This is a genomic window from candidate division WOR-3 bacterium, assembly GCA_029858255.1.
In the GTDB taxonomy this organism is placed as follows: Bacteria; Hydrothermota; Tepidihabitantia; order SM23-42; family SM23-42; genus SM23-42.
This window is the reverse complement of record JAOUFJ010000015.1, coordinates 33621-59010: the sequence shown is the minus strand read 5'-3', so window position 1 is coordinate 59010 and position 25390 is coordinate 33621. Positions and strand designations below refer to the sequence as shown.

Here is a 25390-nt window from a genome sequence, read left to right as displayed (position 1 = left end):
CGCACATGAAGCGCCGTGTCGGTTCGGGCAACCGCCGCCTGGAATGCAACCAGCTCGATCGTATAATCGACCGGCAAATAAGGGAGTTCGGTCTTGCGAATGAGATAAGTGGTGCCGACCATGTCTTTTGAGACGGCCGGCCTTTCACTGGTCACGGTGACCGGTGAAAGCTCTATGGCCGAAGGCGCCAGGCTGACCTCGAGGCGGACGGTTTTATCATACTCGACGATCAGGTTCGCAATATTCTTTGTCTGGTAGCCGATGAAGGATACTTCTACGGTGTATCTACCGGTGGGCACGTTGAGGATGAAGAAATAGCCGCCGTCATCGGTTGCCGCGCCCAGTTCGGTGTCGAGCACGGTGACGTTGGCATATGCGATTGGCTCATTGGTTTTGTCGTCAACTACCCTGCCCTGGATCTTGCCGGTAACACTGCTGAAAAGGACGATCGCCATAAATAAACAATTCATCTCAAACCTCCCGCACTACATGCACGACCAATCAGTTTTCAAAAAACTACATCACTACTCATCAATAATTTACCGAAACGCCAATCCTCACCCTTCTCGGCGCGCTGGTGGCGTAGATAATATCATCTGTGGCTTCCCTTATCGCCACGTAGGACCAGTAATCCTCGTATGGTGAAATCATACCGTCGTGATTCGCATCGGCTGCCGGGTTGTAGTAATCGCTGTGGAATGTGATGTAATCATCGAAGTCGGATAGATGGGGTTCTCTTATTTGCGGGTAGTGGGGTGTGATTTCATACTGGTGATTCAGGAGATTGATGATCTCAAGATCAAGACTCAACGCCGCGCCCGCAAGCGTGAAGGTCTTGGACAACAAACAATCTATCTGCCTCTGAATTGGGAGCCTTTCGTAATTCTTTTCTTCATATTTTCCTTCGGGGTCAGGAGGTGTATAGGGAAACCCGTTACCGAAGTAACCAAACACATGGAGCTGCGACGTCATAGGAAGGCGAAATGTTCCCTGGACAAACAATCGGTGCCTTTGATCAAAATCGAGATAATAATCACTGGCTGGCCTTTCATAGATGGTATCACCGAATTCCGCAGCGTAGGAGCTTGTTCCTTTTGCCCATGAAAGGGTATAGGAAACCTTGCCTGTAAAGGGTCCTTGATTCACCTCGAGAATTGTTTCAATGCCTTTGATGTTGGCGTATTCGATATTCACATACTGAAAATACTCATGATGTAACGGGAGCAAACGCACTTGCCGTGTGCCGATGAGGTCGGTGACATCTTTGTAGAAAGCGTTGACCGTGGTGCTTAGATTCGTGCTGATCTCACCCTGGAGACCGAGTTCGTAGCTTACCGTTTTCTCTGGTGTCAGTTCAGGATTGCCGATGATCGGAACGTATCCGAAGAGATAAGAAGGCAGTGGCAGGAGGCTGTAGTAGCTGTACATGTAATCGTACAAAGGCGGTTGTGCATATTGACCGAGATTCGCGCGAAAGATGAACTTTTCAGTTACCTCGAAAGACAACCCGATTCGCGGGGATATGTAATGCTTCGGCTCGACGCCTTCGATATCGCTGGAGAAGTAGTCATAGCGGCAGCCCAGCTTAGCATAAACGCCCTTGAAATCGATATTATCCTGGACGTACAATGAATACTCAGTTGGCTGATAATCATATTCATCCAGAAGCTGGCTTGAGCTGTCGCTTATGAAATAAGTAAGGCTGCTGAAATCCTGCAGGACATATTCGCATCCTGCTTTCATCTGATGGTATCGGTGGACCTGCAGATCGGTGTTGAGTGTTGTCTTTATGACATTCGAAGTCTTGTCACCGAATTCAGGATAATCACCTGCGCAGTATGGTTTCCAGACGTAGGCACCGTACGGGTTATCCATGCTTGATCTCAGCCACTCCAGCGAACTGTATGGCTGGAATACGAAGTCTTCGAAAGTACCATAATCTAAGTCTTCTCGGACCCCATAAGTTTTATGAAAATGGAGATGGCTGAGTGTCAGTTGAAAGAATTTTCGGGTATCGGGAAGGTAACTCAAATTCAGGGTTTGGAGATTGCCTTTTTCCAGGTCAGAACGGTAGTGGTCGAGATGGAATTTCCACAGGGTTTCATACCGGTCGAACTGGCTGCGCGACATGGCGCCACTTAAAGCCAGTTTCAGTTTTGCTGACGCGTCGTACAGCCACTTGCCGTACAGAGAATAGTCATCGCGGTTCTTGTGGGGAAGAATTTCCAGGCGGGGGTCCCAATCATCGGTGTGCATGATGTCGAGCGCGAAGTAGCCCTTCAGCCGGCGGTTCAGTGGCAGATGGAGGGATGTCTGCACATTCTCGTAGCCGAAATCCTCTTTATCTGACATGATGCGTTCGGTCTTGCCCCTGACTCGCGAGCTGAAGTAATCAGCCGGGTGCGAGGTGATCATGTTGATGATACCAGACATGGCGCGTCCGTATTCGGCATTGAATCCTCCAGGCAGGAAGATGACCTCATCAATAATACCCTTTGTGAGATTTATCGCCACGTCTCCTGTTTGTGGGTCAATGATGGAAACATTATCGATCATGTACTGAACTTCGGTGGCACGTCCACCTCGGACGTGCAATGCTGTATCCCGGCGGGCGACGGAAGCTTGAAAAGCGATCAGGTCGACAGTGTAATCGACCGGAAGCGAAGAAATATCTTCTTTCCGGACAAGATATGTGGTACCGACCATTTCTTTTGATACTGCCGGCCGTTCACTCGTTACGGTTACGGGCGAGATTTCGATCGTCGTTGGCTCGAGGACTACGCTCAGCCTTGCGGTTTCATCATGTTGCACGATAACGTTTTCGATGCGTTTAGTACCGTAGCCAAGGCATGAAACTTCAACGACATATCTGCCCGGCGCGACATTGAGAATGAAGAAATCACCACTGGCATCGGTGGCCGCGCCGATTTCTGTTTCGAGAACCAAAACATTTGCACTTTGTATTGGTTCACCGCTCATCCCATCGGTCACCGTGCCTTGTATCTTACCTCCGATACTGGTAAGAAAGACCACGCCAACACATAAGTAGATCATTTATCTCCCCCTTAGTTTAATCGAACATTTGTCCAGAATATGATATTGGACAGTGTCAAAAGCTTCTCACATCCTTTCTCACAGATTTGAGTGTATCCACGGTACATCAACGAAAGGCGTTCTAATGTACGATTGATGAAGTTAACCGAAAACGGTTATTTGTCAATGCATTGGTTGATTTGACCTGCACGGCTGAATTGCACGTATATCTATCGATGTGCATCCTGGGGCGCCTGGTTCTTTGATTGTCGGCTGCGGACAGAACCTTGATTTTATGGACGATTTGTCTATAATTCGAGAAAAGGAGTAAAATGGAAAATTACTTTATTACCTCTGAATCAGTTACTGAAGGACATCCAGACAAGATCTGTGACCAGGTTTCAGACGCGATCCTAGATGCGATTCTGGAGAAAGACCCATTTGGCCGTGTTGCGTGTGAGACTCTGGCGACCCGGGGCATGATCTTTGTCGCCGGTGAGATTTCAACAAACTGTTATGTGGACATACCAGATATTGTACGCGCGCTTCTCTACGAAATAGGATATACAGATTCTGATATGGGCATTGACGCAAACACGTGCGCGGTCATATCGGCGATCCAGGAGCAGTCGAGCGATATCGCCATGGGCGTAAATATCGGCGGCGCAGGTGATCAGGGTATGATGTATGGGTATGCGACCGATGAAACACCGCAGCTCATGCCCATGCCCATTGCAACTGCGCACGACCTCGTACGAAGGCTTACCGAGATAAGAAAGACGAACGTGGTCGCTTACTTGCAACCGGATGGTAAGTCACAGGTTACGGTCCAATACAAGAACGACAAGCCATTCAGGATCGACACGATAATCCTGTCGGCTCAGCACCACCCCGACGTCAGTAACGAAAAACTGCACACGGACATAAAGAAGTTAGTGATCGGAGATGTCATTCCCGGAGAACTCATAGATGATAAGACAAAAATAATGATAAATCCAACCGGGCGTTTTGTAGTGGGTGGTCCACAGGGTGATACGGGAGTGACCGGACGGAAGATAATGGTCGATACGTACGGCGGTATCGGTCACCATGGGGGCGGTTGTTTTTCCGGGAAAGATCCGACCAAGGTTGATCGCTCTGCTGCCTACATGGCTCGATATGTCGCAAAGAATATCGTTGCTTCGGGAATTTGCAGGAAAGTCGAGGTTTCGATGTCGTATGCCATTGGTGTGGCTGAACCGACTTCAATATCGGTGAACACGTTCGGAACATCCTCGGTTGACGAGGCAGTGATCATAACCATCATCCGCAAACTATTCGATTTTACACCGCAGGGCATGATCGACAAACTCAATCTGCGGCGGCCGATATACCGCCGAACCGCCTGCTACGGGCATTTCGGTCGTGAGGAAGAAGGTTTTAACTGGGAATTATGTGACATGGCTGAAGCGATAAAACGTGAGGTGGGTGGACAATGAGAAGAATGGTGAGTCATAATATCAGTGATGAGAATCTGGCTCCGGAAGGTCAGAAACGGATCGACTGGGCGGATGCCAAGATGCCGGTACTGGGGTTGATACGCGCGAGAATGAAAAAATCCAGGGCACTCAGGAACCGGCGCATCGGTTGCTGCCTGCACGTGACCAGCGAGACGGCAAATCTAATGAGGACGCTAAGGGATGGCGGTGCCGAGGTGGCGTTGTGTGCTTCTAATCCTTTATCTACACAGGACGACGTTGCGGCTGCACTGGTAAAGGAAAACATAAGTGTCTATGCTTGTCGAGGTGACTCCCGTAAAGAGTATTATTCGAACATGAACAAGGTACTTGCACGAAAACCCGAAGTACTGATCGATGACGGCGCTGATCTCATTTCAACGGTCCACAAAAAGAAACAGCGCGGAATACTCGGTGGTACCGAGGAGACCACAACCGGCGTGGTACGTCTGAAACAGATGGAAAGAGACAATGTTCTTCAATTTCCAATCATCGCCGTCAATGATTCACTCACCAAGCACTTATTTGACAATCGTTATGGCACCGGCCAGTCGACGATCGACGGTATCCTGCGCGCGACGAATATTCTAATCAGCGGCAGTAACTTCGTGGTTGCTGGTTATGGTTGGTGCGGCCGCGGTCTTGCGCTGCGTGCCAAGGGTATGGGCGCCCAGGTCATCGTGACCGAAGTGGATGCGGTGAAGGCCCTCGAAGCTCGTATGGATGGTTACACGGTTCTGCCTATGTCCGAGGCTGCCAGGTCAGGCGATATCTTTATTACTGTAACCGGGGACATCAATGTGATCAGAAAAGAGCACATGTTGGGAATGAAAGACGGTGCGATTGTCGCGAATTCCGGACACTTCGATGTGGAAATAGACAAGCAAGCGCTGAAAAAGATTGCTGCGCGCAAGCGGACAATAAGGAACTCGTGCGAAGAATATACATTGAAAAATGGCAGAAGAATATATTTGCTCGCCGAAGGAAGGTTGGTCAATCTCGCGGCGGCAGAGGGTCATCCCGCCATGGTGATGGATATGTCTTTCGCAAATCAGGCATTTGCGGTTGAGTATATCTTGAACCGGCCGGACCTTGATCAGCGGGTATATTGCCTGCCCGTTAAAATAGACCAGGAAATAGCAAGTATTAAGTTGAAATCGATGGGCATAAAGATTGACAGGCTTACACCTGAACAGCGCCGGTATTTGTCATCATGGAAAATGGGAACGTAGATTTTTTTGTATTTTGATGTGACTATATTGAAAATGTGTGTTGAGGCAGTCTATTCAAACTTCCTGACGAATGACATGCCCGGCAGTTGTTTTACATAACCCTTGATCTCGAGTTTCAGCAGAATATTCAAAATGCTGCTTGTAGGCTGGTCGAGCTTTTCAGCGAGTGCATCGAGAAAAATTGGCTCACAGGAGAGAGCTTCCCATATAATATTCTCGTCTTGATCAAGAGAGATATTTTGCGTTGCCATTTCCCGTTCCGTTTTTTTTACGCCGAGATATTCCAATACCTCATCCGGTGATGTTGCTGGTGTTGCTCCTTCTTTTATCAAACGGTTCGTACCGCGTGAGGTCTTTGCGAATATGTTACCGGGAACCGCAAAGACTTCCTTATTCTGTTCGAGTGCCCATTTTACCGTATTCATGACACCCGATTTTTCCTTTGCCTCTATCGCGACCACGGCTTTTGCCAGACCAGAGACGATCCGGTTGCGTCTTGGAAAGTTGTGCGCGAGGGGCGGCGTTCCAATGTCGAATTCGGAAATGACCGCTCCAGATGCGACTATCTCGGTCATTAACGTCTTGTTTTCTGGCGGGTAGCATGTGTCAACACCACATCCCAAAACAGCTATTGTACGCCCTTTGTTCTGCAGGGCACCGCGGTGGGCTTCGGTATCGATACCACGCGCCATACCGCTGACCACGGTTACTCCGGCAAGAGCGAATTCGGCGGCAAACTTACGGGCGATTTCCTTGCCGTATACGGTTGCCCCTCTCGTGCCGATCACGGCTATGGAAAGTTCGTCCCCGGGAACAATGTTGCCCCGTATGAAAAGTATCGGAGGGAAGCGATCGATCAGAGTCAGCCATTCGGGATATTCCGGAGCATAGTACGGTGTGATATTGACGGTCATCTCCGCCAGTTTGCGCTTCTTTCTGAGCAGCGTGTCAGAAATGGCGAATGACTTAATCGCTGCCGCGGCCTTTTCTCCGACAATACCGAGCAAATCTTCTCTGGATGCGCAAACGACTTCTCTACATGAACCAAAATTATCGATCAGCTCATGCAGATCCTTTACCTTCAGCGCGTCTATCGAGAGAAGATGAAGTAGCTCAAATGTCTCGTCTTTCATCCATGATCCGTTCTTTGATCTCACCGTACAATTCAATGTCAGTTCGTTCCAGCGTGAAAAGAACGGTTCGTAACTCACTGGGTTGGAGCTCGATAATCAAAAGCTTTTCCGTGAATTTACCCGGTTTCTTGCGAGCGAACTTCGCCAGCGCGCCACTTGCTTCTTTTATCACTGTGGGATTTTCGTCATCGAGAAATACCCTGATGACGGGTTCCAGCGTGCGCAGATCACCGATCTCACCGAGCGCGAGGCATGCAGATGCGCGGGTATACCAGTAGCCTTTTTTAAGAAGGCGCTGCAGGCGTGATGAAACTCTCGAGCCGTATGATACAAGTTTACGAGCTGCTCGTTCGCGCATGGACCAGGACTGGTCTTCCAGCATTTTCATCAGGATCTTTATACCTTCTCTTGAATCAACGCCGTCGATCCGGTCGAGCAATTTAAGTTTTTTTTCTATATCGTTAGATTTTAATATGTTGAGGACGGAGTCCTTGTCCTGTTTCAGTTTAATTCTCATTTCTAAGGTAATCAATGAGGCGGTTAACGCCCGTTCCTTTCAGTGCAGAGACGAAGAATATGTTCTCCTTCAGTCGTACAACGGGTATGCGGTCAAGCAGGTCGATCTTGTTGAAAACCACGATGCGTGGTTTATGCAGCAATTGCGGATCATACTGTTTGAATTCATTCAGCAGTGATTGATATTGGTCGATCGGGTTTGTTCCTGATGCGTCAACCACCAGGATCAACAAATGCGTTCTTTCGATATGTCTCAGGAATTGCAGCCCGATTCCCTTGCCTTGATGCGCGCCTTCAATTATTCCCGGCATATCGGCGATAACGATATTTTTCATGTTGTCTCGCAAGACGCCCAGGTTTGGATTGAGCGTCGTGAACGGATAGTTATCGATCTTTGGTCTTGCATTGGTCATGGCTTTCAAGAGTGTTGACTTGCCGGCATTTGGCAGGCCGACAATGCCAATGTCGGAAATGATCTTGAGCACGATCTTCAATACCTTCTTATCCCCGGGGTGTCCTTCCTGTGATTTCCTTGGCGCTCTGTTAGTGGATGTGACAAAGTGCGCATTGCCACGGCCTCCACCACCACCACGGGCGACGACGAGTCTCTGACCTGCTTCTACTATTTCGCCGATCAGCTTGCCGTCGTCAAATACCGCGACGCCAAGCGGTACCTGAATACAGATATCATCGCCTGTTCTACCGTGCATGTTTTTCCCTTTGCCATGTTGCCCCCGGCCGGCGCGGTAGTGCGGTCGTAGCTTGAGGTCATACAACGTTGCGAGTTTCTTATTGCCGATCAGAAATACCGAGCCTCCGTCGCCACCATTGCCGCCATCAGGGCCACCCCTGGGCACATATTTTTCTCGGCGGAATGATACACAGCCATTGCCACCCGCTCCTGACGCAACAAAAATAGTTGCTTCATCGATGAATTTCATGCCATCAAGTATAACGAATATGGTCGTGAAGTCAACGGCGCCCCATGATCATACAATGATTTTTATGCGGAAATGAAAGTGTACTCTATACTGCAAAAGAATGCATGGTATAGAAATCCTACGGTACGACGTGAAGAGGCTACTTTTTGAAAATTTTCTTCTGCAAAGCCTTTGCCACCAATGGAGGAACTAGTGTTGAAATGTCGCCCTTCAGTCCAGCGATTTCCTTGGCCAGGGATGAGCTGACAAAGATGTACTTCTCCGATGGCATCAAAAAAATGGTCTCGATCTTTGGTGCCAAATTCCGATTCATGAGTGTTAGCTGTAACTCGTAGTCGAAATCGGAAACGGCGCGCATGCCGCGTATGATAGCTTGTGCTCCGATACCCCTTGCGAATTCAACCAGCAGTGATGAGAATCCGACGACCTCGATCTTGCTTGCATCCTTGAATACCTCGCGGACCAGTTGCGTTCTTTCCCGGTGCGTAAAGAGTGTGGTCTTCGGGCCAGCGCTCACTCCGACCACGACATGCTCAAAGAGCTTGGTTGCCCGAGATATCACGTCGATATGACCGTAGGTGATCGGATCAAAGGTCCCTGCGTATATCGCTTTATTCATATGATTTCAGTGTTTTCTGTGAATAATGAATGATACAGCAGTATCGCCATATTTTTTCTCTTTGACCATTTCCAGAGTATCAGGTATGGTAAATTCCTCTAATGGTGAATGTTCGATGACGATCATTCCGCCGCGCGCCAGTAGGTCGTAACCAGCGATTTCTTCTAACGTGAGCTGCACGTAGTTCCTGTTGTAAGGAGGATCGGCGAAAATCACACCGAATTGTAGGTTCTTGAGTCTGCGTAAAGCCCGGCGAAAATCTTCAGCGATAATTCGTGCTTGGCTTCTGGATAGAAGATTACTGACATTCGTCCGCAGGTGGCGTGGGTGTTTTTCCACGAAAACACAATGCCTTGCTCCACGCGAGATCGCCTCAATGCCCAGCGCACCGCTGCCGGCAAAAACATCGAGAACTTCAGCATTCATATTCAGTTCGCCGAGAATATTGAATATCGCACCACGAACAATACCCTTGGTTGGTCTTACGCCTTTTTTGGGTACCTTTAATGAGCGTCTCTTACACGCCCCTCCTACAATGCGCATCAAAGATTAATAATTGTTTTCTAAAACAATAATTATCTTTTAGATCAGCCCCTGATGATCGTCGGCGTAATGAAGATAAGCAGTTCGCGGTCTTCAACTGCCGAGGTCGTTTCTCTGAACAATGCTCCTAGTATGGGTATGCTTTTCAGTATCGGAATACCGCGTATTTGCTTTGTTTCTCTTCGTCTTATGAAACCACCGATTACGACTGTGTTACCGTCCGCAACGAGGACCTTGGATTCGGCTTCAGAAGTTGTGATTATCGGCCGTCCGGCAAGTGCCGAAGCACGGTCGAGTTCACTGACCTCTGCATGGATATCCATGGTGATTTCTTCCAGAGAATTTATGTGCGGCACCACTTCGAGCTTCGTACCGACTTCATAGAACTGGATCACAGTGTTGCCCGAGATATCAAGCGTCGGGATACCGAATCGCTGACCACCGAGGATCGATGCGGCTTCGTTGTCGATAGCGGAAACACGGGGAGCCGATACGGTTTGAGCCCTACCGGTTTCCTCGAGCATGTTGATCGTTGCGGAGACCTGTGCGAATGACGGAACCGTACCGATGTTGAAGATTCCAAAACCCGCCACCTGTGGTTGGGGGTTGGCTTGCACGTCAGCCCGTAGAATTCTGCTCTCAAGTCCTCGTAGCGTCCAATCTATTCCTAACGACCTTGTTATAGTTGCATCCATGTCTACGACTCTCACCATGATCTCGACCTGCGGCGTTGGCGTATCTAACAGTTTTACAAGCTGCGTGATACGATCATGTATTGGAGCAACCTCGGTTACCACGATGGAATTCGTACGTGTGTCGACATTCGCCTTGCCTTTCGGGGAAAGCATAGCCGTGATCTTGTCGAGCATTCTGGTCGGGTCGGCAAATTCCAGCTTGTAGATTTTTGCGCTGACCGGAAGATCATAGTCCTGCTTGTCGAGATTTTCGGCGGTGTCAACACGGATGACGCCAGGATCTTCACGGTAAGCGTAGCCTGATGCACGAAGGATGATTTCGAGCGCCTTACGCCACGGAACGTTATGTAGCCTGACGGTTACCGTACCGGAAACATCCTTACCGGCAACGATATTCACACCAGCGTATTCAGACAAAGCGCGCAGTATGGTCAGAATATCCGCATCTTCGAAATCGCATGATATCGGACGCCCGGTTACCGTAGCGGTTGGCTTGGGTGTTGGCAGGATAGGAGGCTGGGCCTCTTCACCTGGCATTGCCGGGGCAGGAGAAGCTACACCTGCGTGCCAATCCGTAAATGGGTTCATTGCACCCGAGAGCAGTGTGAGTACGAAGTCATCACCTTCAGTGGATGTCAGGAAGGAATAATCTTGATCCAGGGTCGTGACCACGCGAACCAGATCTGGCTGTTCGGTGAAGCCGGTGACGGACATTTGTTTGATACCGCCTCGGTTCACTGCGAATTTGTTACCGACTAGCGGGCTCGATGCTCCTGAGCAATCGATCACTATCCTCGATGGATCCTTTAGGGCAAAGGAATTGGCAACAAATGGTGCATCAGACCTAATAATAATCTTGGTATTAACATCTTCTGGGGTTATGACTATATCGCTAATTACGGCACCACTGGCCAGGGAAATTAATAAAGCGAGGACAACTGCGTTCCTCATTTTTTACCTCCTTTCCTTTTCTTGAAGTCTCAGTTCATATTTGGTTACAACCCCAGCTTGTGTCAGCTCGAATATCACTCCATCACGAACAATCTCCGAGACTTTTCCGCCGACAACACGGTCACCTCTCTTGAGAATATATCCTTGATTCACACCATCTTTTACCAGAGCATAATACCCGCGTTCGCCCCACAGAATTCCAATGAGGGTAAGATTCTCAACGCTCAGGTGACTTGCCTTACCGCCTGGGGATAAGTCAGTGCCTACTAGAGGCACAAATGGATCACGTCTCCCTTTAACGTTATATTGCCACTTCTCAACAGGGAATAACGTATCTGCTGGTGGTGTTGTTGGCGTTTGATTGATCAACATCACAAATAGAAGGCTACCGACGACTTGGGACACCACTTTGCACCCCCTTTCCCTTTGCCACAGTATAAGTCTGTGTTCTCAACTCTGCTTCGACGGCACGATCTTTGCCCGCCGTTATTTTTATCGATGGAACATTTACGATTCTTGCGAGGTTACCGACATTGGATAGGAATTTACCCAGCTGATGGTAGCCACAAGTGACCCTGATCTGAACCGGGATTTCGGAATAGTTTATTTTCTGAACCACGGTGCTCGGTTTGAATAGAAGAAAACTCACACCGGCCTTCGCTCCGGAATTTGATATCTGTTGTATGAGCGAAGGTATTTCCTTTTCTTTTGGTAACATCTCTTTTGCTCGCTCCCATTCAACCTCAAGCCGTGCGATTTTTTCCTGAAGCTCGGGCAACCGGATCTTTGCCGCTTCTGCCTTCTGGACTTCAATCTGCAGTGAGTCGCGTCTCGATTTCAGCACATCCACCTTGTCACTGTTCGTCTTGTAGGGGAATCGGAAGAATAGAATGAGTATCACCACGAGGATGATTAGAAAGATCACCATTTGTTGCGTTTTTCGTTCTCTAGGTTTCATTCTTACCTCCTGACCACCGAGTCAAAACCGACGTTTGCCGTCAAGGTGAATTCCATCATTTCTTGTTTTTCGATTACCTTCTTCTCGAGAACGGACAGGTCAACGTTATATATGTAAGGTGATTCTTCAAGTCGGTTCATAAAATCGGCAACAAGCAGATTTGAGGCAGCGATCCCTTTTATGTCCAGGTTAGTAGAATCCGCGTTGAGCATTGTGATCCAGGTGAAATCCGGTACACGTTCCGAGATTTCATCAAGGATGTGCGCGATGAAAAACCTGTTTCTGTTAAGTTGTTTTATCGGTGCGATAAGCGCCGCAAGTTCCCTTTCTCGCGTCTCGAGGCTGTCGACCGCTGCTTTGTATATCTTCAATTCGTCGAGTTTGGCATTCAGTTGATTGATATTGGAGTTGAAGTTACGCATTTGTATGTTTTGGCTTACAAGCAGAACGATAACGATGAGTGCGACGATCACTATGCCTGCGATGTACACGATCGCGGTCTGAATGGGTGGTATCTTTATTCCTGGACGTGGAGCTCTCGGTGCCCTTGCTTTAGGAGCACGGCCTTTCTTTGTAATTGGGGCCAGATTAATTTTGATCATTATTCCCCCCTTAATGCTAGACCAACAGCTTGAGCCAGGATCGGCCCAGCTGCATCCGCGCCCATAGGTACAAAAATATTTGGGTCATAAATGATGTTCTTGAAGGGATTGAGTGTCTCGATCGGTATTCCGAAGCGCCTCTTCAGATAATCAGTAAGGGTCGGTATTAAAGAACCTCCGCCCGAGATGTACATACGGCTTACCTTTTCCTCTCCGGTAACCGTCGAGAGAAATTGCAGACTTCTCTCGATGTGGGTGCCAAGGTCACTCACAAAAGATTCGAAGACTCCCTGGATTGAATCCTGAGACACGCCCGGCGGGACAGTACCCTTGGCTGCATTCGCAGCATCTTCATAATTGAATCCAACTTCCTTCTGGAGCTTGCTTATGTATGCATTCACGCCGTAGTAGACATCACGCGCCGAGAGACTCGAGCCGCCTTTTATGACATTGATCACGGTCATTCCCGCGCCGAGGTGGATGAGGCAGATTATCTCGTCGGTGACTACTTCATAGCTATGCTCATAGACATGCTGAATGGCAAAAGCGGTGGTGTCGATGATGATCGGCGTTAGATTAAGGTCTTTCAACAGAGACGTAAGGTTGTTGATGAGCTCGTTTTTCGCGGCGACAAGGATGACTTCCTGTTGATTATCTCCGAAGTTTGGGTTCACAACATCGAAATCAAGCGATACTTCGTTTATGTCAAAGGGTACATACTGCTCGGCCTCCCATTTGATCTGTTCCCGCGTGTCTGCTTCACTCATTCGGTCCATGGTAATTCTCTTGATTATGACGTCTCTTCCGGCGATACCCAGGACAACGTCTTTTGTGGAGAAGCCCTTCGTTTCAATTAATGTTCTGACGGAGTCTAAAACTGCCTCCCGATCGATTATTTCACCTTCAACTATAGCGTCAGGCAAGACCTTGGATATCCCAAAATTCAATAACTTCTTACTCTTACCTGCGCTAAGCTCAACTATTTTTGTTTGGCTTGACCCAATATCAAGACCAAGTACTTTTTTCTTTCTCCCGAACATGTTAGCTCCTTTTCACATTTAATTGTGTAATTATATATATAATTCATTTTGTGTCAAGAGCAATGTTCAGAAATTATTGTACAAACACGTATCTACATGGTTCTGGTGCTACAGATGGTGCAGAATAAGTCGAGTCAATCAATAATGTTTGTCGGTCTACGAGTTTCGGAAATCATATTTGCGTAGCATTCTTCTCGAGAAACCCTGAAATGTCCCTTCTTTTATGTGATTTCTGATTTTTGACATCAATTCCGTGTAAAAGTAGATGTTATGATAGCTAACCAACCTGCCGGCCAGGGCCTCGCCGGTGTTAAAAAGATGACGGAGGTAGGCACGCGAGAAATTGCGGCAAGTATAGCAGCCGCAATTCTTATCAAGCGGTGACTTGTCGGTCGAGTAGCGGCTGGCCTTTATGATTAATTTACCGTGTGAGGTGAAGGCCATTCCGGTTCGGCCGTTCCGCGTCGGAAGCACACAGTCGAAAAGATCCACCCCCAATCCGACAGCTTCAATTATGTCCTCTGGATAGCCGCAACCCATGAGATAACGGAGTTTTTTCTCGGGGATGACCTGATTCACCGTGAGCACCATTTCATTTGTCAGGATCGCGGGCTCGCCGATCATGAGGCCGCCGATACCGTATCCCGGGAAGTTCAGTTCAACAATACGCTGCGCGCATTCATGGCGCAGGTTTTCATAGGTTGCGCCCTGAATTATGCCGAATAATGGTACTTTTTTTTTACCTGGAGGCTGCGTTTCGCCCAGTTTACCGTGCGTTCTACTGCGATCCTGGCTTGGAGGAACTCCATTGGGTAGGCGCTGAAGACGTCGAGACACATGGCGACATCGGGTCTTAGCTCTTCCTGGATATGAACCGCGCTCTCCGGGCTCAGGAAATGCCTTGAACCATCAAGGTGTGAGGAAAACTCGATGCCATCGTCGGTGATCTTCTTCAGGTCAGTGAGGGAATAGGCTTGAAAACCTCCGGAATCAGTGATTATTGCCCGGTCCCAGTTCATGAAGCGATGCAGTCCGCCAAGATCCTTGATCACACCAGAGGAAGGTCGTAACATCAGATGGTAAGTATTACAGATGATTATTTGAACGCCGATCTTTTTTAGATCTGCCGGGGATTGTGTCTTCACCGTTGCCTGCGTGGCGACCGGCATGAAATTAGGCGTCTGAACCTCAAAGTGTGGTGTTTTCAGTGTCCCGTAACGTGCCCGGGTCGTTTTGTCCTTCTTGATGACCTTAAAGCTTCTCACTTCATCACCTCTTTACCTGTGAAATCACGATGCAAGGCAAATTCAGAGATGTCATAAGGCGGTTTGCCTTCGGTGATGTACTCGGCAGCAAGCCAGGCGATTTCGGGGCCCAGCATGAATCCATGGCCACACATCCCGCCCACGATCCAGAAACCGTCTATGTCGGATTTATCAAGAATCGGATTACCGTCCGGAGTGATTTCATAACTGCCCGACCAATGCCGTATGATCTTTATGTCATTCAATCTGGGTATGAGGCGAGCCATCCGGCGTCCCATTTCCCTGGCGAATTCAAAAGAGGTGCCCAGGTCATATCCGGGGACGTTCGGTACCGGCGTGTAGCATCCAATGATGCTTCCATGTGGCCATTTCTGATTGAAGTAGCATCCGTCCGGCCGGTAATCGACAATCATCATGTCGAAGAATCTTTCCATCTGCTCGGTGATCATTGCTTCATGGCGTTCTGGATAGATTGGTATGTCGATGTTGGCCATTCCGGCGATGTCCCGGGCAGAAGGACCGGCAGCATTGACCACGATCGGCGCATTGTAATCCTCATTGTCACGCGTGCTGACCGAAACGACTTTTCCATTTTGGGTATTTATTTGCGTGACTTCCTTGTGCGTGAAGACATTACCTTTTTCCTTTATCTTTCTTGCGTAGCCATCAATGATCAGAAATGGATTGGCCTGTGCATCGCTTGAACAGTATGCACCACCCAAAAGATCTGTTGCATCGATACCCGGTACCAGCTTTTCGATCTCCGGAACGCCAATGAAGCTGACATCGAGTCCCATATTCCTCTGGATTTCAATGAGCTTCATGTATGTTTGCTTTTTTTCTTCGCTGTGCGCAAGAAATAGATATCCACCTTGATGGAATTCAACATCCTGCTTCAGGTCATCATTCATCGCGGTGAATTTTTTCATCGATTCCATCGCGACTTTGATGCTGAGGGGAGTTGAGAATTGCTGTCTGATCCCTCCGATGCAGCGGCCGGTAGAACCTGAGGTCAGGTACTCTCTTTCAAGCAGGTTGACTTTCAGCCCTTTCTTTGCTAAGTAGTAGCCAGTGGCGCAGCCAATGATACCACCGCCGATCACGATAACATCTGACGTATTATTCATGAAGAATCCTAAATTCGAAGCACGAAATTCTAGACAATCTCAAAGTACCAAACGGAAATGACCAAAACCTGTTTCGAATTTTGGAAATTTGAAATTCGAATTTGTGTAGAGTTTCGTATTTAGAGATTAGCATTTGCTAGAGCCCGTACATCTCGATGATCTCGTTCTTCTTTTTGCCCAGTATCTTGTATTTCTCGCCGATCTTTGTGAATGCTGCGATCGCACGCTCAATATGCTCCCGGTCATGACCGGCGGAGATCTGTACTCTTATGCGTGACTGGCCCTTGGGCACGACCGGAAACGAGAAGCCGATGACGTAGATGCCTTCATTATACATATCGCTTGCGATGTCCTGAGCGAGTTTTGCATTGTACAGCATGATCGGTACTATGGGATGTACGCCTTCTTTAATATCAAAACCCGCGGCAGTCATTTTTTCTCTGAAGAATACCGTGTTTTCCTCGAGCTTATCGCGTCGGTCCGTCGTCTTACTGATGATGTCGAGTACCTTACTGGCAGCGGCGACAATGACCGGCGGTACCGTATTCGAAAAGAGATAAGGGCGAGCACGCTGTCGGCAGAGGTCCACTATCTCTTTGCGTCCGCTCACACATCCGCCTGACGCACCACCCAGTGCCTTGCCCAGGGTGGTCGTGATGATGTCGATGCGTCCGAGTACGCCGCAGTGTTCGTGAGTGCCGCGCCCGGTTTTACCCATGAATCCACTAGCATGGGAATCATCGACGAGAACCATAGCGTCGTATTTCTCGGCAAGGTCGCATATCTCATCCAGTTTGGCAATATCGCCGTCCATTGAGAAGACACCATCAGTGATCACCATCCTGAAGCGACAGTCCTGGGTTTCCTTCAATTTCTCCTCGAGGTGTTCCATGTTAGAATGTTTGTAATTGAACAATTGCGCCTTGCAGAGCCTCATCCCGTCGACGATCGAGGCATGAACGAGACGGTCAGCGATCATGGCGTCTTCTTTATCCAGTACGACATCGAACACACCGGCATTGGCATCCATGCATGACGGAAATAGGATAGTGTCTTCGGTGCCCAGGAATTTTGTCAATTTCTCTTCCAGCTCTCGGTGAATATCCTGAGTGCCGCAGATGAAACGCACCGACGACATACCGTAACCCCGTTCTTTGAGACCATCATGTGCTGCGGTCACCACTTCAGGATGACTCGATAATCCAAGGTAGTTGTTTGCACAGAAGTTAAGGACTTCTTTTGGTGGCGAGCCGGCGGGAAATTCCACTTTGATGTTTGCGGCCTGAGGCGATTCAATGAATCTTTCCTCTTTGAAGGTGCCTGCTTCTTTTATGCCGGTCAATTCGGTCGCGTAGTAACCTCTTGCCTTTTCGCTGTAGGCCATCACTAACCTCCTATGTAACGTTGAATTCCTTGAGTAAATTCATTATGTTGTTCACGGTGTCGAAGGCTTCGGGGGTTGCTTTTTCGTCCGGGATTTTAATATTGAATTTTTTCTCAAGGAATGTTTTAAGTGAAACCATTGAGAACGAATCGACAATACCGCTCGATATTAGTGGCGTGTTCTCATTGACTTCTTCTTCCGCATCTTCTTCCAGATATTCTTTCTTAACATACTCTATTATCAAATTCTTAATGTCTTCGGTCATGGGACCTCCTTATTTTGTTCAGTCATTCTCCAACGTTGATACGTCACCGATTTCTTGTCCCCATTCCTTTGCCCGGAGCAAGCGGCGCATGATCTTGCCGCTTCGCGTTTTAGGCAGAGATTCGACAAATTCGATCTCTTGTGGCATTGCCAGGGGAGACAATTTCTTGCGAATAAAATTCATGATGCTGAGTTCCAGATCGGCATTCGCCTCGTATCCCGGTTTAAGCGCGACAAATGCCTTTACCACTTCCATGTTGACCGCATCCGGTTTTCCGACTGCGGCTGATTCGGCGACAGCTTCATGTTCGAGAAGCGCCGATTCGATCTCGAAAGGCCCAACGAGGTGCCCGCCCGTATTTATTACATCATCATCACGTCCTACGAACCAGAAGTAACCATCACCATCGATGCTCGAGCGGTCGCCGCAAATGTACCAGCCGTTCTTGAATTTGCTCTCATACATTTCCTTATTTTCCCAGTAAGCCCGGAACATTGAGGGCCAGCCTGGTTTGAGTGCGATGAGTCCAACCTTGCCGGGCGTCTTGATCGGTTCGAATGTTTTTTGGTCAAGAACCGTAGCAGTGATTCCCGGGAAGGGTTTGCCCATGGATCCCGGTTTGACCTTCATTCCCGGGTAATTGGTGATGACGATAGAGCCGGTTTCGGTCTGCCAGTAGGAATCATGGAAGGGTTTGCCGAACGCCTTTTCCGACCAGATGACACCCTCAGCATTGAGGGGTTCGCCGACGCTGATGAGATGCCTGAGACAGCTGATATCGTACTTTTGAACGAGGTTCGTGCCGTCTTTCATCAGAAGGCGTATGGCGGTAGGAGCTGTATACCACACGGTGATTTTGTGCTTTTCAATGAACTGGTACCATTTCTCCGTGCTGAATCCTGAATCAAGCACGGTCTGGGTTACGCCGCACGCCCAAGGGCCGATTATGCCGTAGCTTGTGCCGGTGACCCAACCGGGGTCTGCGGTGCACCAGTAGATATCATCGGTTGTGATATCGAGGACCCATTTTGCAGTCAGATACTGGGCAATGATCGAAGAGTGCACGTGCAACGCACCTTTTGGTTTTCCAGTCGTGCCCGAGGTGTAATGGAGGACCGACGGTGCTTCCGGACCTACTTTTTCGCTCTCGAAACTGTCCACGGGTTTTGATGTTTCCATGTTGAAGGCGATTTCGCCCGGCTTCAGATTTTGCCCTTCGGCATCGACGACGATCACTTTCTCGAGCGCCGGAAGCCTTTCCCTGATTCTCCGCACCTTGCCGGCATGCTTCCTGGTGGTGATGATCGCCTTGGTCTTTGCATCATCAAGCCGAGTAAAAAGCGCTTCTTCGCCGAAAGCCGAGAAAAGCGGTTGGATTATTCCGCCCATTTTGAGAATACCGACGAAGGTTATGTATAGTTCGGGAATGCGATCCATGAAAATACAGACACGGTCTCCGCTCTTGACACCATTGTCCTTCAGGAATTTTGCAATAACGTTACTGTAGACTCGGATATCATTGTAGGTGAATTCTTTGACATCGCCTTTGAACCCCTGCCATATCAAGGCGATTCTGTCACCAAATCCTTTTTCCACGATACGATCGCTGCAGTAGTAACCGATATTATACATACCATTCTTGCCATACTCAAGTTCGTCAATTGATATCTTCCAGTCAAATTTTGAATATCGTTCGTCGTAGGAACCGATGTTACTCATTAAGGCACCTCCTGCAATTAATCGTCGGATTCCAATACAATAATGCCCACCGCATATCTTTTCGTTTTTGCCGCGGAAATGTGGAATTGCCTGACAGATTTCCCTTTGACAATATTTTTTACCCGACCAGAGGTTTTGACCTCCAGGCGAGGACTGATATCAATGTTCCGCCAGAAATATCCAAAATGGAGTCCGCAGCGGAGGGCTTTTAGAAACGCTTCCTTTATTGAAAAAAGAAGAGCGAACGTACTATCATTATCTACTGTGCTTCGGACGATATTAAGTTCATCAGGCGTGAAGACATCCTTTTGGAATTCTGCCCTGTTTTCAAGAATATTGAATCGTTCGATCGCCGAAATATCAATGCCCAAACCCTTAATCATATTGGTGCCAGACTATGGATATAGCAGTATCTTGCCGCAATTACCCTGCCTCATCAATTCCATTCCTTTCTCATATTCATCGAGGCGCAATCGATGAGTTATGATGGGTTGGAGATCGAGCCGGCCAGAACTTAAGAATCTTGCTGTCTTGTGCCAGGTGGAGAACATCAGCCGGCCGTTAATGCCCTGCACTGTAGCATACTTGAATACAATGTGTTTGCCGACATCTATTTCCATTGGTTTGTCGGGTATACCGAGGATCGAGTAGCGCCCACCAGGTCTCAAAGCTCCGAATGCGTCGATGATTGCCGTTGGATTACCGGACATTTCTAAAACGACATCAACGCCGAGTCCATCCGTTTCTTCGAGAACTCTCGAAACGACTTTGTCTTTCCTGGGGTTGAGTACGACATCGGCGCCGACTTTTTGGGCGAGGCCGATGCGGAAGTCATTTATTTCTGTTGCGATTATCTTTGTGGCGCCGCAAACCCGTGACACCGCGATGCTCATGAGTCCGATCGGGCCGCATCCGGTGATGAGAACAGTATTGCCGGTGATCTCGCCGGCCAGTACCGTATGCACCGCATTGCCGAGCGGCTCCATTACCGACGCGAAGTCTTTGTGAATACGATTGTCCAGGATCCACGCATTCGGTGCGGGTACTACCGCGTATTCCGCGAATACACCGTTAATGTCGACCCCGAATATGCGGCCGTTGACGCAGATATGGGCGTTGCCGGTATGGCACAGATAGCAGTGCCCGCAGGCAATATGGGTCTCCGCTGATATGTTATCGCCTTTCTTCAAATTCTTTACGTTCTTGCCTGTCTGCACGATTTCGCCGCAAAGTTCATGCCCCATGACTTGAGGTATGTTCTTGATCCGGCCCTGCGCCCACTCGTTCCACTCATAGATATGCAGATCAGTCCCGCATATCGAAGTTGCCAGGACCTTTACCAGAACATCATCAGGGCCGGGTGTCGGTACGTCTATGTCGATGATTTCGGCACCCGGTGCGCGTTTTATCTTTACTACGGCCTTCATTTTTGGCATTTAGACTCCCGGCCTATTATATCCAGAAATTGCACAACGTCAAGCAGACGGACACGACAAAAGATAAGCACGAAATCCGAAATACGAAGCACGAAACAATATCGAAACCCTATTACCGAAATTGAAATAAAGTAAAATGCGGAATTGTATTCCGCTTATAGCCTCTCTCAGGAGAGGTTTTCGTCAAACTGCTGATAAATGGAAAGATACTGTTACACACCGGGAACAGCATCAAGTTTGCTGAGTCAGCGATTTAGTTGCCGAAGAGTTTCTTAGTCAGCACGGCGATCTTTTTGCCGTATTTCGTGCAAGTCTTGTCGGCTTCTTTGTCCGGTGCGCCAACAGCAAGCGGTCCGTAGTGCTGTATTTTAGCATCACCGGCAATGATCATGCCGTGGATGAGCAAGGCTTCGAAGATGCTGAAAATCGTAGTCTCTCCGCCACCGCCCATCATGCCGCTCGAAGTGAAAGCACCACCGACTTTGCCGGTCAGTTTGCCGTGGTGTTTTACGCTGTCATCAAACAGCTTTTTCAACTCGGCTGCCATCTGACCGTAGTAGGTCGGCGAGCCAAAGATGAGCCCTTCATAGTGCAGCAGTTCGTCAACGCTGATATCGGAGATCTGTTTCACGTCGCATGCCATGCCTTCGTCCGCGATACCTCTGGCGATCGCCTCGGCCATCTTTTTTGTGTTGCCGCTGCGTGAATAATAACCAACCAGAATTTTCATAAAACCTCCTTAATGAAAAGGTTGAAAAAGGGCTCATAGATAGAAGGCTCCAGGGGGCGATGATGGCTTATCTGATGCGCCATTGTGTGCCTATTGTAGCCTTCTTCATCCTTTTTGAGCCATTTGGCGCGTTATTTCTTCTTTATCAAATACTTTTCCAGGAACAAGGTCATTGCCTGCTGGAAAAAATTCCGGTTCGATTTTTTACCAAAACCGTGCCCCTCATCCTCAGCCAGCAGATACCAGACTTCAACATTATTCTTGCGCATTGCCTGGACGATCTGCTCGGCCTCGGAGACCGGTACTCTTGGGTCGTTGAGCCCCTGTACGATGAACATGGGTTTCTTTATAAGGTTTGCGTTGGTTAGCGGCGATATGCGGGAGAGGAAATCGTGCATTTTTGGATCGCGCTCATCGCCGTATTCCTCACGGCGCAGGTCCTGGCGGTATTTGCCGGTATTTTCAAGGAACGTGACAAAATTACTGATGCCGAGAATGTCGACCCCGCATGTCAATCGGTCACCGTAGTGAACCATTGCCGCGAGTGCCATGTACCCGCCGTATGAAGCGCCGCTGATGGCGACACGCCGGCGGTCGAGTTGCGGCTGTTCCTTTATCCAGTCGAGTAGGGCGCCGATGTCCTTCACCGAGTTTTCTCTGTTGTAGCCGTCGTCGAGCATCATGTATTCCCGTCCGTAGCCGGTCGAGCCGCGAACGTTTGGCGCGATAACCGCGATGCCCATATCATTGAGGAAGAACTGGAACAAATACGAAAAATACGGTTTTTTCTGCACGGCCGGGCCTCCGTGGCATTCGATCAATACGGGATACGGTGGCTTGAATTTTTTCGGTTCGTAGTAGTAGGCGGGAATGGTACGGGGCTGCCCCTGGACGCTGTCAAATGTTTCGTAGTATATCAGTCTCGGTGACACGAACGATAGCGTATCCAGCCCGCCGACCTCGCTGCATGTCCACCGCAGAAATTTCTTCGTTCTTAGATTCAGTGTGTACACATCACCGGGTTGGGTCGGCCTGTTCAGAGTGATCGCGAGTTCGTCGCCGTTGGGCTTGAACGTCAGATTATATATCTGCGCATCCGGCAGGCTCACGCGGCTGAGGGCGCGGGTTCTCATGTCCATAAGATATAGCCTGCTGAAACCTTTCTCGTTACCGGTGAAGGCAAGATCGGTCCCTGCCGGGGATATTTCGACCTCACCGACATCCCAGGCGATCTGCTTTGTCAGTATTTCGAAATCCCCTTTTTGTAGATCAAGGTATAACAGTTGTCGGAAGTCGCTGAACTTATCCGAGACAACGTATATTCCCCGCATGTCGGGCGACCAGCGGGCGGCTCCGTAGGCGATCTTGTTCGTATCACTGCATATTGGTGTTGCCTTTTGATTCTTCAAATCGATTATGTAGTAGTACGACTCGTCCGAGGATACGTATTTCTTGACCAGCAGCTTGCGGTCGTCAGGTGAAAATTCAACGGGGTACCAATAGCCTCCTTCCTTGAGGATGCACCGGAAACTCTGTTTGCCGCGCAGGTCCCCAAGATAGATATCATAGTCTCGCCGGTTGCGTTTATCGGAGCGAAAAGCGAAGATGTCGCCCTTCCTCGACCATACTACAGAATTATTCTTTGTTTCTCCGTCGCTCAACATTTTGTAGGAGCCGGTTGCGTAGTTATGTTCATATATTTGATGAACCTCATTACCGGCCGAATCTTTGGTAAAGAGCAGTACCGTTTTTCTTGGATCAGGACATACCCTGCATTCATCGACCGGTTCGTCGAAGAAGGTAATTTGACGGCGCATGCCTCCGGGCGACTCTACAACATGGATCTGGCTTGACTCGCCAAATCTTGTTCTTATTAAAATCCCTGCATCCTGCGGCAGCCAGTCCTGGAATGACGCGGCCCGGACGTTCTGGTAGGGCTGCAGACGGGAAACAACCTGGATCGGTATTTCCGGTATGTTCTCCAGCAGCAGGTTGTCTTTTCGGTAGCGGTTGACATCACCGCGGATCATGGTCGTTAAAACAATGAAAAATGTTACTATTTGATATATTCTCATGGTTGAAATATCAGTAGTGTTACACTAATAATCAGGCAATAAATGCCGAAGAGATGAAATCTCCTGTATACTGTGCGCCGTAGAACCGACAAGGCTGCTAGCCCGCTAACAAAACTGCAAAGCGTGCCGATCATTAATTCGGGCAGGTTGGTGATGTCCGATACGTTTCTCAATTCGAAGAGGTTGGCGCCGAGAATCGCCGGGATGGCCAGAAGAAAAGAAAAACGGAAGGCGCGCTCCGGAGCTGTTCCCGAAAACATCCCGGCCGAAATCGTCATTCCCGACCTGGATATGCCCGGTAGAATCGCGAGCATCTGGCCAATACCGATCCATATCGCCGAGGTCATGGTTACTTGCTTTTGTTTCTTAGTTACTACACCAGTTAGTAGTACAACCGCACCTGTTACACCAAGCAGGACGGCAACAACATTCGTGTTATTGAAAGCTCCGGCAACCCATGATCTGAAGAATATCCCGGCAGCCACAATCGGGATGGTGCCGACGATAATTTTACCGGCATAAGAGATACTCTCGCGGTCGCCGGTGAGGATTCCTTGAACAAGTTCTCTGAGTGGTTTGAAGAAAAAGACGATGATAGCAATGAAAGTGCCGAAATGCAGAAATACCGCAATGGTCATCGGTTCGGTGATACCGAGCATATTCTCTAAAATGGCAAGATGTCCAGAGCTCGAAACAGGCAGAAACTCGGTAAGTCCCTGAACGATTCCCAATATTACCGTTTTGATCATGAAATGATCATTGCCAGCAATCCCACGATCATAGATGCTTTGATGAGATTGCTGATGAGGTGCAATGCGCTGGCGGGTGGTTTTTTCAGAAGCCGCCATATGATATAGATAAGCAGAGGGTATGCTCCGGCAAGGATGATGATGATATATGTCGCGTCAAGTATACCGGTGATGTACGGTATGGGAAGCATCAGACACAAGACGCTCAGGAAGATGGCGCTGATGTTGTACGCCTGCATGGGGCCTACCAGGATCGGAAGCGTAACGGCGCCGGTCATTCTGTCGCCCTTCATATCGATCACATCCTTCAGGATTTCGCGCGGCATATGGATCAATATTGAAAATATCGCGGGGACAATAGACAGAATATTATTGGCTACAACCCCTCCAAAAATGAAACTGAGTCCCGCAATTAAAGCCACGGTGATATTGCCGAAGACGGTTTTCTTCAGATATACGGAATAGAAGATGAGCAGAATAATCGCCGCAATTACGACCAGAAATGGAATTGTCCCCAGAAAAAAAGAGGCTATCGCCGAGCCAATCATGGATGCGAACGCCATGAGCCAGATAAAATTCTTCTTCACTTTGCCCGATGGAAGGGGGCGCGTTGGATTGTTGATTCGGTCTATTTCTATGTCTTTGATGTCGTTTATGAGGTTGCCAAAGGCGCATACGGCAAAACCGATGAGCGCGGCTATGACTAGATTGCCCGACAGGAAGATTTCTTTTGCTATCCACCCACCGACCAGTACAGATATGGAAGTAATGATACAGTTCACCGGACGAATAATGCGTAAATATGCCACAACATATTCTACAAATATAGTGTTCAAAGTCAATAAATATTGACAGAAATAAATATATCGGTATAATTTGTG

The 25390-nt window shown here is 48.7% G+C and carries 24 protein-coding genes and 1 pseudogene; 2 read left to right on the top strand and 23 right to left on the bottom strand.

What is annotated here, in order from left to right:
• Together OEV79_07830 and OEV79_07825 are read right to left on the bottom strand one after the other, a co-directional pair.
• Positions 1-470 (bottom strand): carboxypeptidase-like regulatory domain-containing protein (locus OEV79_07830; GenBank protein MDH4211342.1); only part of this gene is annotated, 470 nt, incomplete at its 3' end.
• A 61-nt stretch (positions 471-531) separates the two neighbouring features.
• The gene (locus OEV79_07825; protein ID MDH4211341.1) at positions 532-3054 is read right to left on the bottom strand and encodes a TonB-dependent receptor; all 2523 of its coding nucleotides are present in this window, start codon (positions 3052-3054) and stop codon (positions 532-534) included.
• A gap of 311 nt (positions 3055-3365) precedes the next feature.
• On the opposite strand from OEV79_07825, the gene metK reads away from it, so the two are divergent.
• Together metK and OEV79_07815 are read left to right on the top strand one after the other, a co-directional pair.
• The gene (gene metK, locus OEV79_07820) at positions 3366-4511 is read left to right on the top strand and encodes a methionine adenosyltransferase (protein MDH4211340.1); all 1146 of its coding nucleotides are present in this window, start codon (positions 3366-3368) and stop codon (positions 4509-4511) included.
• Positions 4512-4519: 8 nt separating this feature from the next.
• Entirely contained in the window at positions 4520-5761 is a 1242-nt protein-coding gene (locus tag OEV79_07815) for an adenosylhomocysteinase (protein ID MDH4211339.1), read from the top strand.
• Positions 5762-5811: 50 nt separating this feature from the next.
• Here OEV79_07815 and dprA read toward each other — a convergent pair whose 3' ends face one another.
• The 21 genes and pseudogenes from dprA to OEV79_07710 form a co-directional block, all read right to left on the bottom strand.
• A complete protein-coding gene (dprA, locus tag OEV79_07810) occupies positions 5812-6894 on the bottom strand; it encodes a DNA-processing protein DprA (protein ID MDH4211338.1) in 1083 nt (360 codons plus the stop codon).
• Positions 6875-7411: a HEAT repeat domain-containing protein gene (locus OEV79_07805; GenBank protein MDH4211337.1), complete on the bottom strand. Its 537-nt coding sequence runs from the start codon at positions 7409-7411 to the stop codon at positions 6875-6877. Before OEV79_07805 ends, dprA begins: the two co-directional genes overlap by 20 nt.
• A complete protein-coding gene (gene obgE, locus OEV79_07800) occupies positions 7401-8351 on the bottom strand; it encodes a GTPase ObgE (protein MDH4211336.1) in 951 nt (316 codons plus the stop codon). The genes OEV79_07805 and obgE overlap by 11 nt, the downstream gene beginning before the upstream one ends.
• A 139-nt stretch (positions 8352-8490) precedes the next feature.
• A complete protein-coding gene (gene coaD / locus OEV79_07795) occupies positions 8491-8970 on the bottom strand; it encodes a pantetheine-phosphate adenylyltransferase (protein MDH4211335.1) in 480 nt (159 codons plus the stop codon).
• A gap of 6 nt (positions 8971-8976) precedes the next feature.
• Positions 8977-9513 carry a 16S rRNA (guanine(966)-N(2))-methyltransferase RsmD gene (gene rsmD / locus OEV79_07790; protein MDH4211334.1) on the bottom strand — a complete coding sequence of 179 codons (537 nt, stop codon included), beginning with the start codon at positions 9511-9513 and terminating at the stop codon, positions 8977-8979.
• Between the two features lie 44 nt (positions 9514-9557).
• Complete coding sequence (locus OEV79_07785; GenBank protein ID MDH4211333.1) at positions 9558-11159, bottom strand: AMIN domain-containing protein; 1602 nt, start codon at positions 11157-11159, stop codon at positions 9558-9560.
• A 3-nt stretch (positions 11160-11162) separates the two neighbouring features.
• A complete protein-coding gene (locus OEV79_07780) occupies positions 11163-11567 on the bottom strand; it encodes a pilus assembly protein PilP (GenBank protein MDH4211332.1) in 405 nt (134 codons plus the stop codon).
• A complete protein-coding gene (locus tag OEV79_07775) occupies positions 11545-12117 on the bottom strand; it encodes a type 4a pilus biogenesis protein PilO (GenBank protein ID MDH4211331.1) in 573 nt (190 codons plus the stop codon). The genes OEV79_07780 and OEV79_07775 overlap by 23 nt, the downstream gene beginning before the upstream one ends.
• A 2-nt stretch (positions 12118-12119) precedes the next feature.
• On the bottom strand, positions 12120-12719 hold the full coding sequence (locus OEV79_07770; protein MDH4211330.1) for a PilN domain-containing protein: 600 nt from the start codon (positions 12717-12719) through the stop codon (positions 12120-12122).
• Complete coding sequence (locus OEV79_07765) at positions 12719-13759, bottom strand: pilus assembly protein PilM (GenBank protein MDH4211329.1); 1041 nt, start codon at positions 13757-13759, stop codon at positions 12719-12721. The genes OEV79_07770 and OEV79_07765 overlap by 1 nt, the downstream gene beginning before the upstream one ends.
• Positions 13760-13915: 156 nt before the next feature.
• Positions 13916-15024, bottom strand: a pseudogene (gene tgt / locus OEV79_07760) (tRNA guanosine(34) transglycosylase Tgt).
• On the bottom strand, positions 15021-16151 hold the full coding sequence (locus OEV79_07755; GenBank protein MDH4211328.1) for an FAD-binding oxidoreductase: 1131 nt from the start codon (positions 16149-16151) through the stop codon (positions 15021-15023). Before OEV79_07755 ends, tgt begins: the two are co-directional and overlap by 4 nt.
• 136 nt (positions 16152-16287) lie before the next feature.
• On the bottom strand, positions 16288-17535 hold the full coding sequence (kbl, locus tag OEV79_07750) for a glycine C-acetyltransferase (GenBank protein MDH4211327.1): 1248 nt from the start codon (positions 17533-17535) through the stop codon (positions 16288-16290).
• A gap of 10 nt (positions 17536-17545) precedes the next feature.
• The gene (locus OEV79_07745) at positions 17546-17800 is read right to left on the bottom strand and encodes an acyl carrier protein (GenBank protein ID MDH4211326.1); all 255 of its coding nucleotides are present in this window, start codon (positions 17798-17800) and stop codon (positions 17546-17548) included.
• A gap of 18 nt (positions 17801-17818) precedes the next feature.
• Positions 17819-19519: an acetate--CoA ligase gene (gene acsA / locus OEV79_07740; GenBank protein MDH4211325.1), complete on the bottom strand. Its 1701-nt coding sequence runs from the start codon at positions 19517-19519 to the stop codon at positions 17819-17821.
• 17 nt (positions 19520-19536) lie between these two features.
• Complete coding sequence (locus tag OEV79_07735) at positions 19537-19902, bottom strand: 4'-phosphopantetheinyl transferase superfamily protein (protein ID MDH4211324.1); 366 nt, start codon at positions 19900-19902, stop codon at positions 19537-19539.
• A 12-nt stretch (positions 19903-19914) separates the two neighbouring features.
• Entirely contained in the window at positions 19915-20955 is a 1041-nt protein-coding gene (gene tdh / locus OEV79_07730) for an L-threonine 3-dehydrogenase (protein MDH4211323.1), read from the bottom strand.
• Between the two features lie 253 nt (positions 20956-21208).
• A complete protein-coding gene (locus OEV79_07725; protein MDH4211322.1) occupies positions 21209-21685 on the bottom strand; it encodes an NAD(P)H-dependent oxidoreductase in 477 nt (158 codons plus the stop codon).
• A gap of 131 nt (positions 21686-21816) precedes the next feature.
• Entirely contained in the window at positions 21817-23760 is a 1944-nt protein-coding gene (locus tag OEV79_07720) for a S9 family peptidase (protein MDH4211321.1), read from the bottom strand.
• On the bottom strand, positions 23757-24608 hold the full coding sequence (locus tag OEV79_07715; GenBank protein ID MDH4211320.1) for an undecaprenyl-diphosphate phosphatase: 852 nt from the start codon (positions 24606-24608) through the stop codon (positions 23757-23759). The genes OEV79_07720 and OEV79_07715 overlap by 4 nt, the downstream gene beginning before the upstream one ends.
• Complete coding sequence (locus OEV79_07710; protein ID MDH4211319.1) at positions 24506-25318, bottom strand: geranylgeranylglycerol-phosphate geranylgeranyltransferase; 813 nt, start codon at positions 25316-25318, stop codon at positions 24506-24508. The genes OEV79_07715 and OEV79_07710 overlap by 103 nt, the downstream gene beginning before the upstream one ends.
• Between the last annotated feature and the right edge of the window lie 72 nt (positions 25319-25390).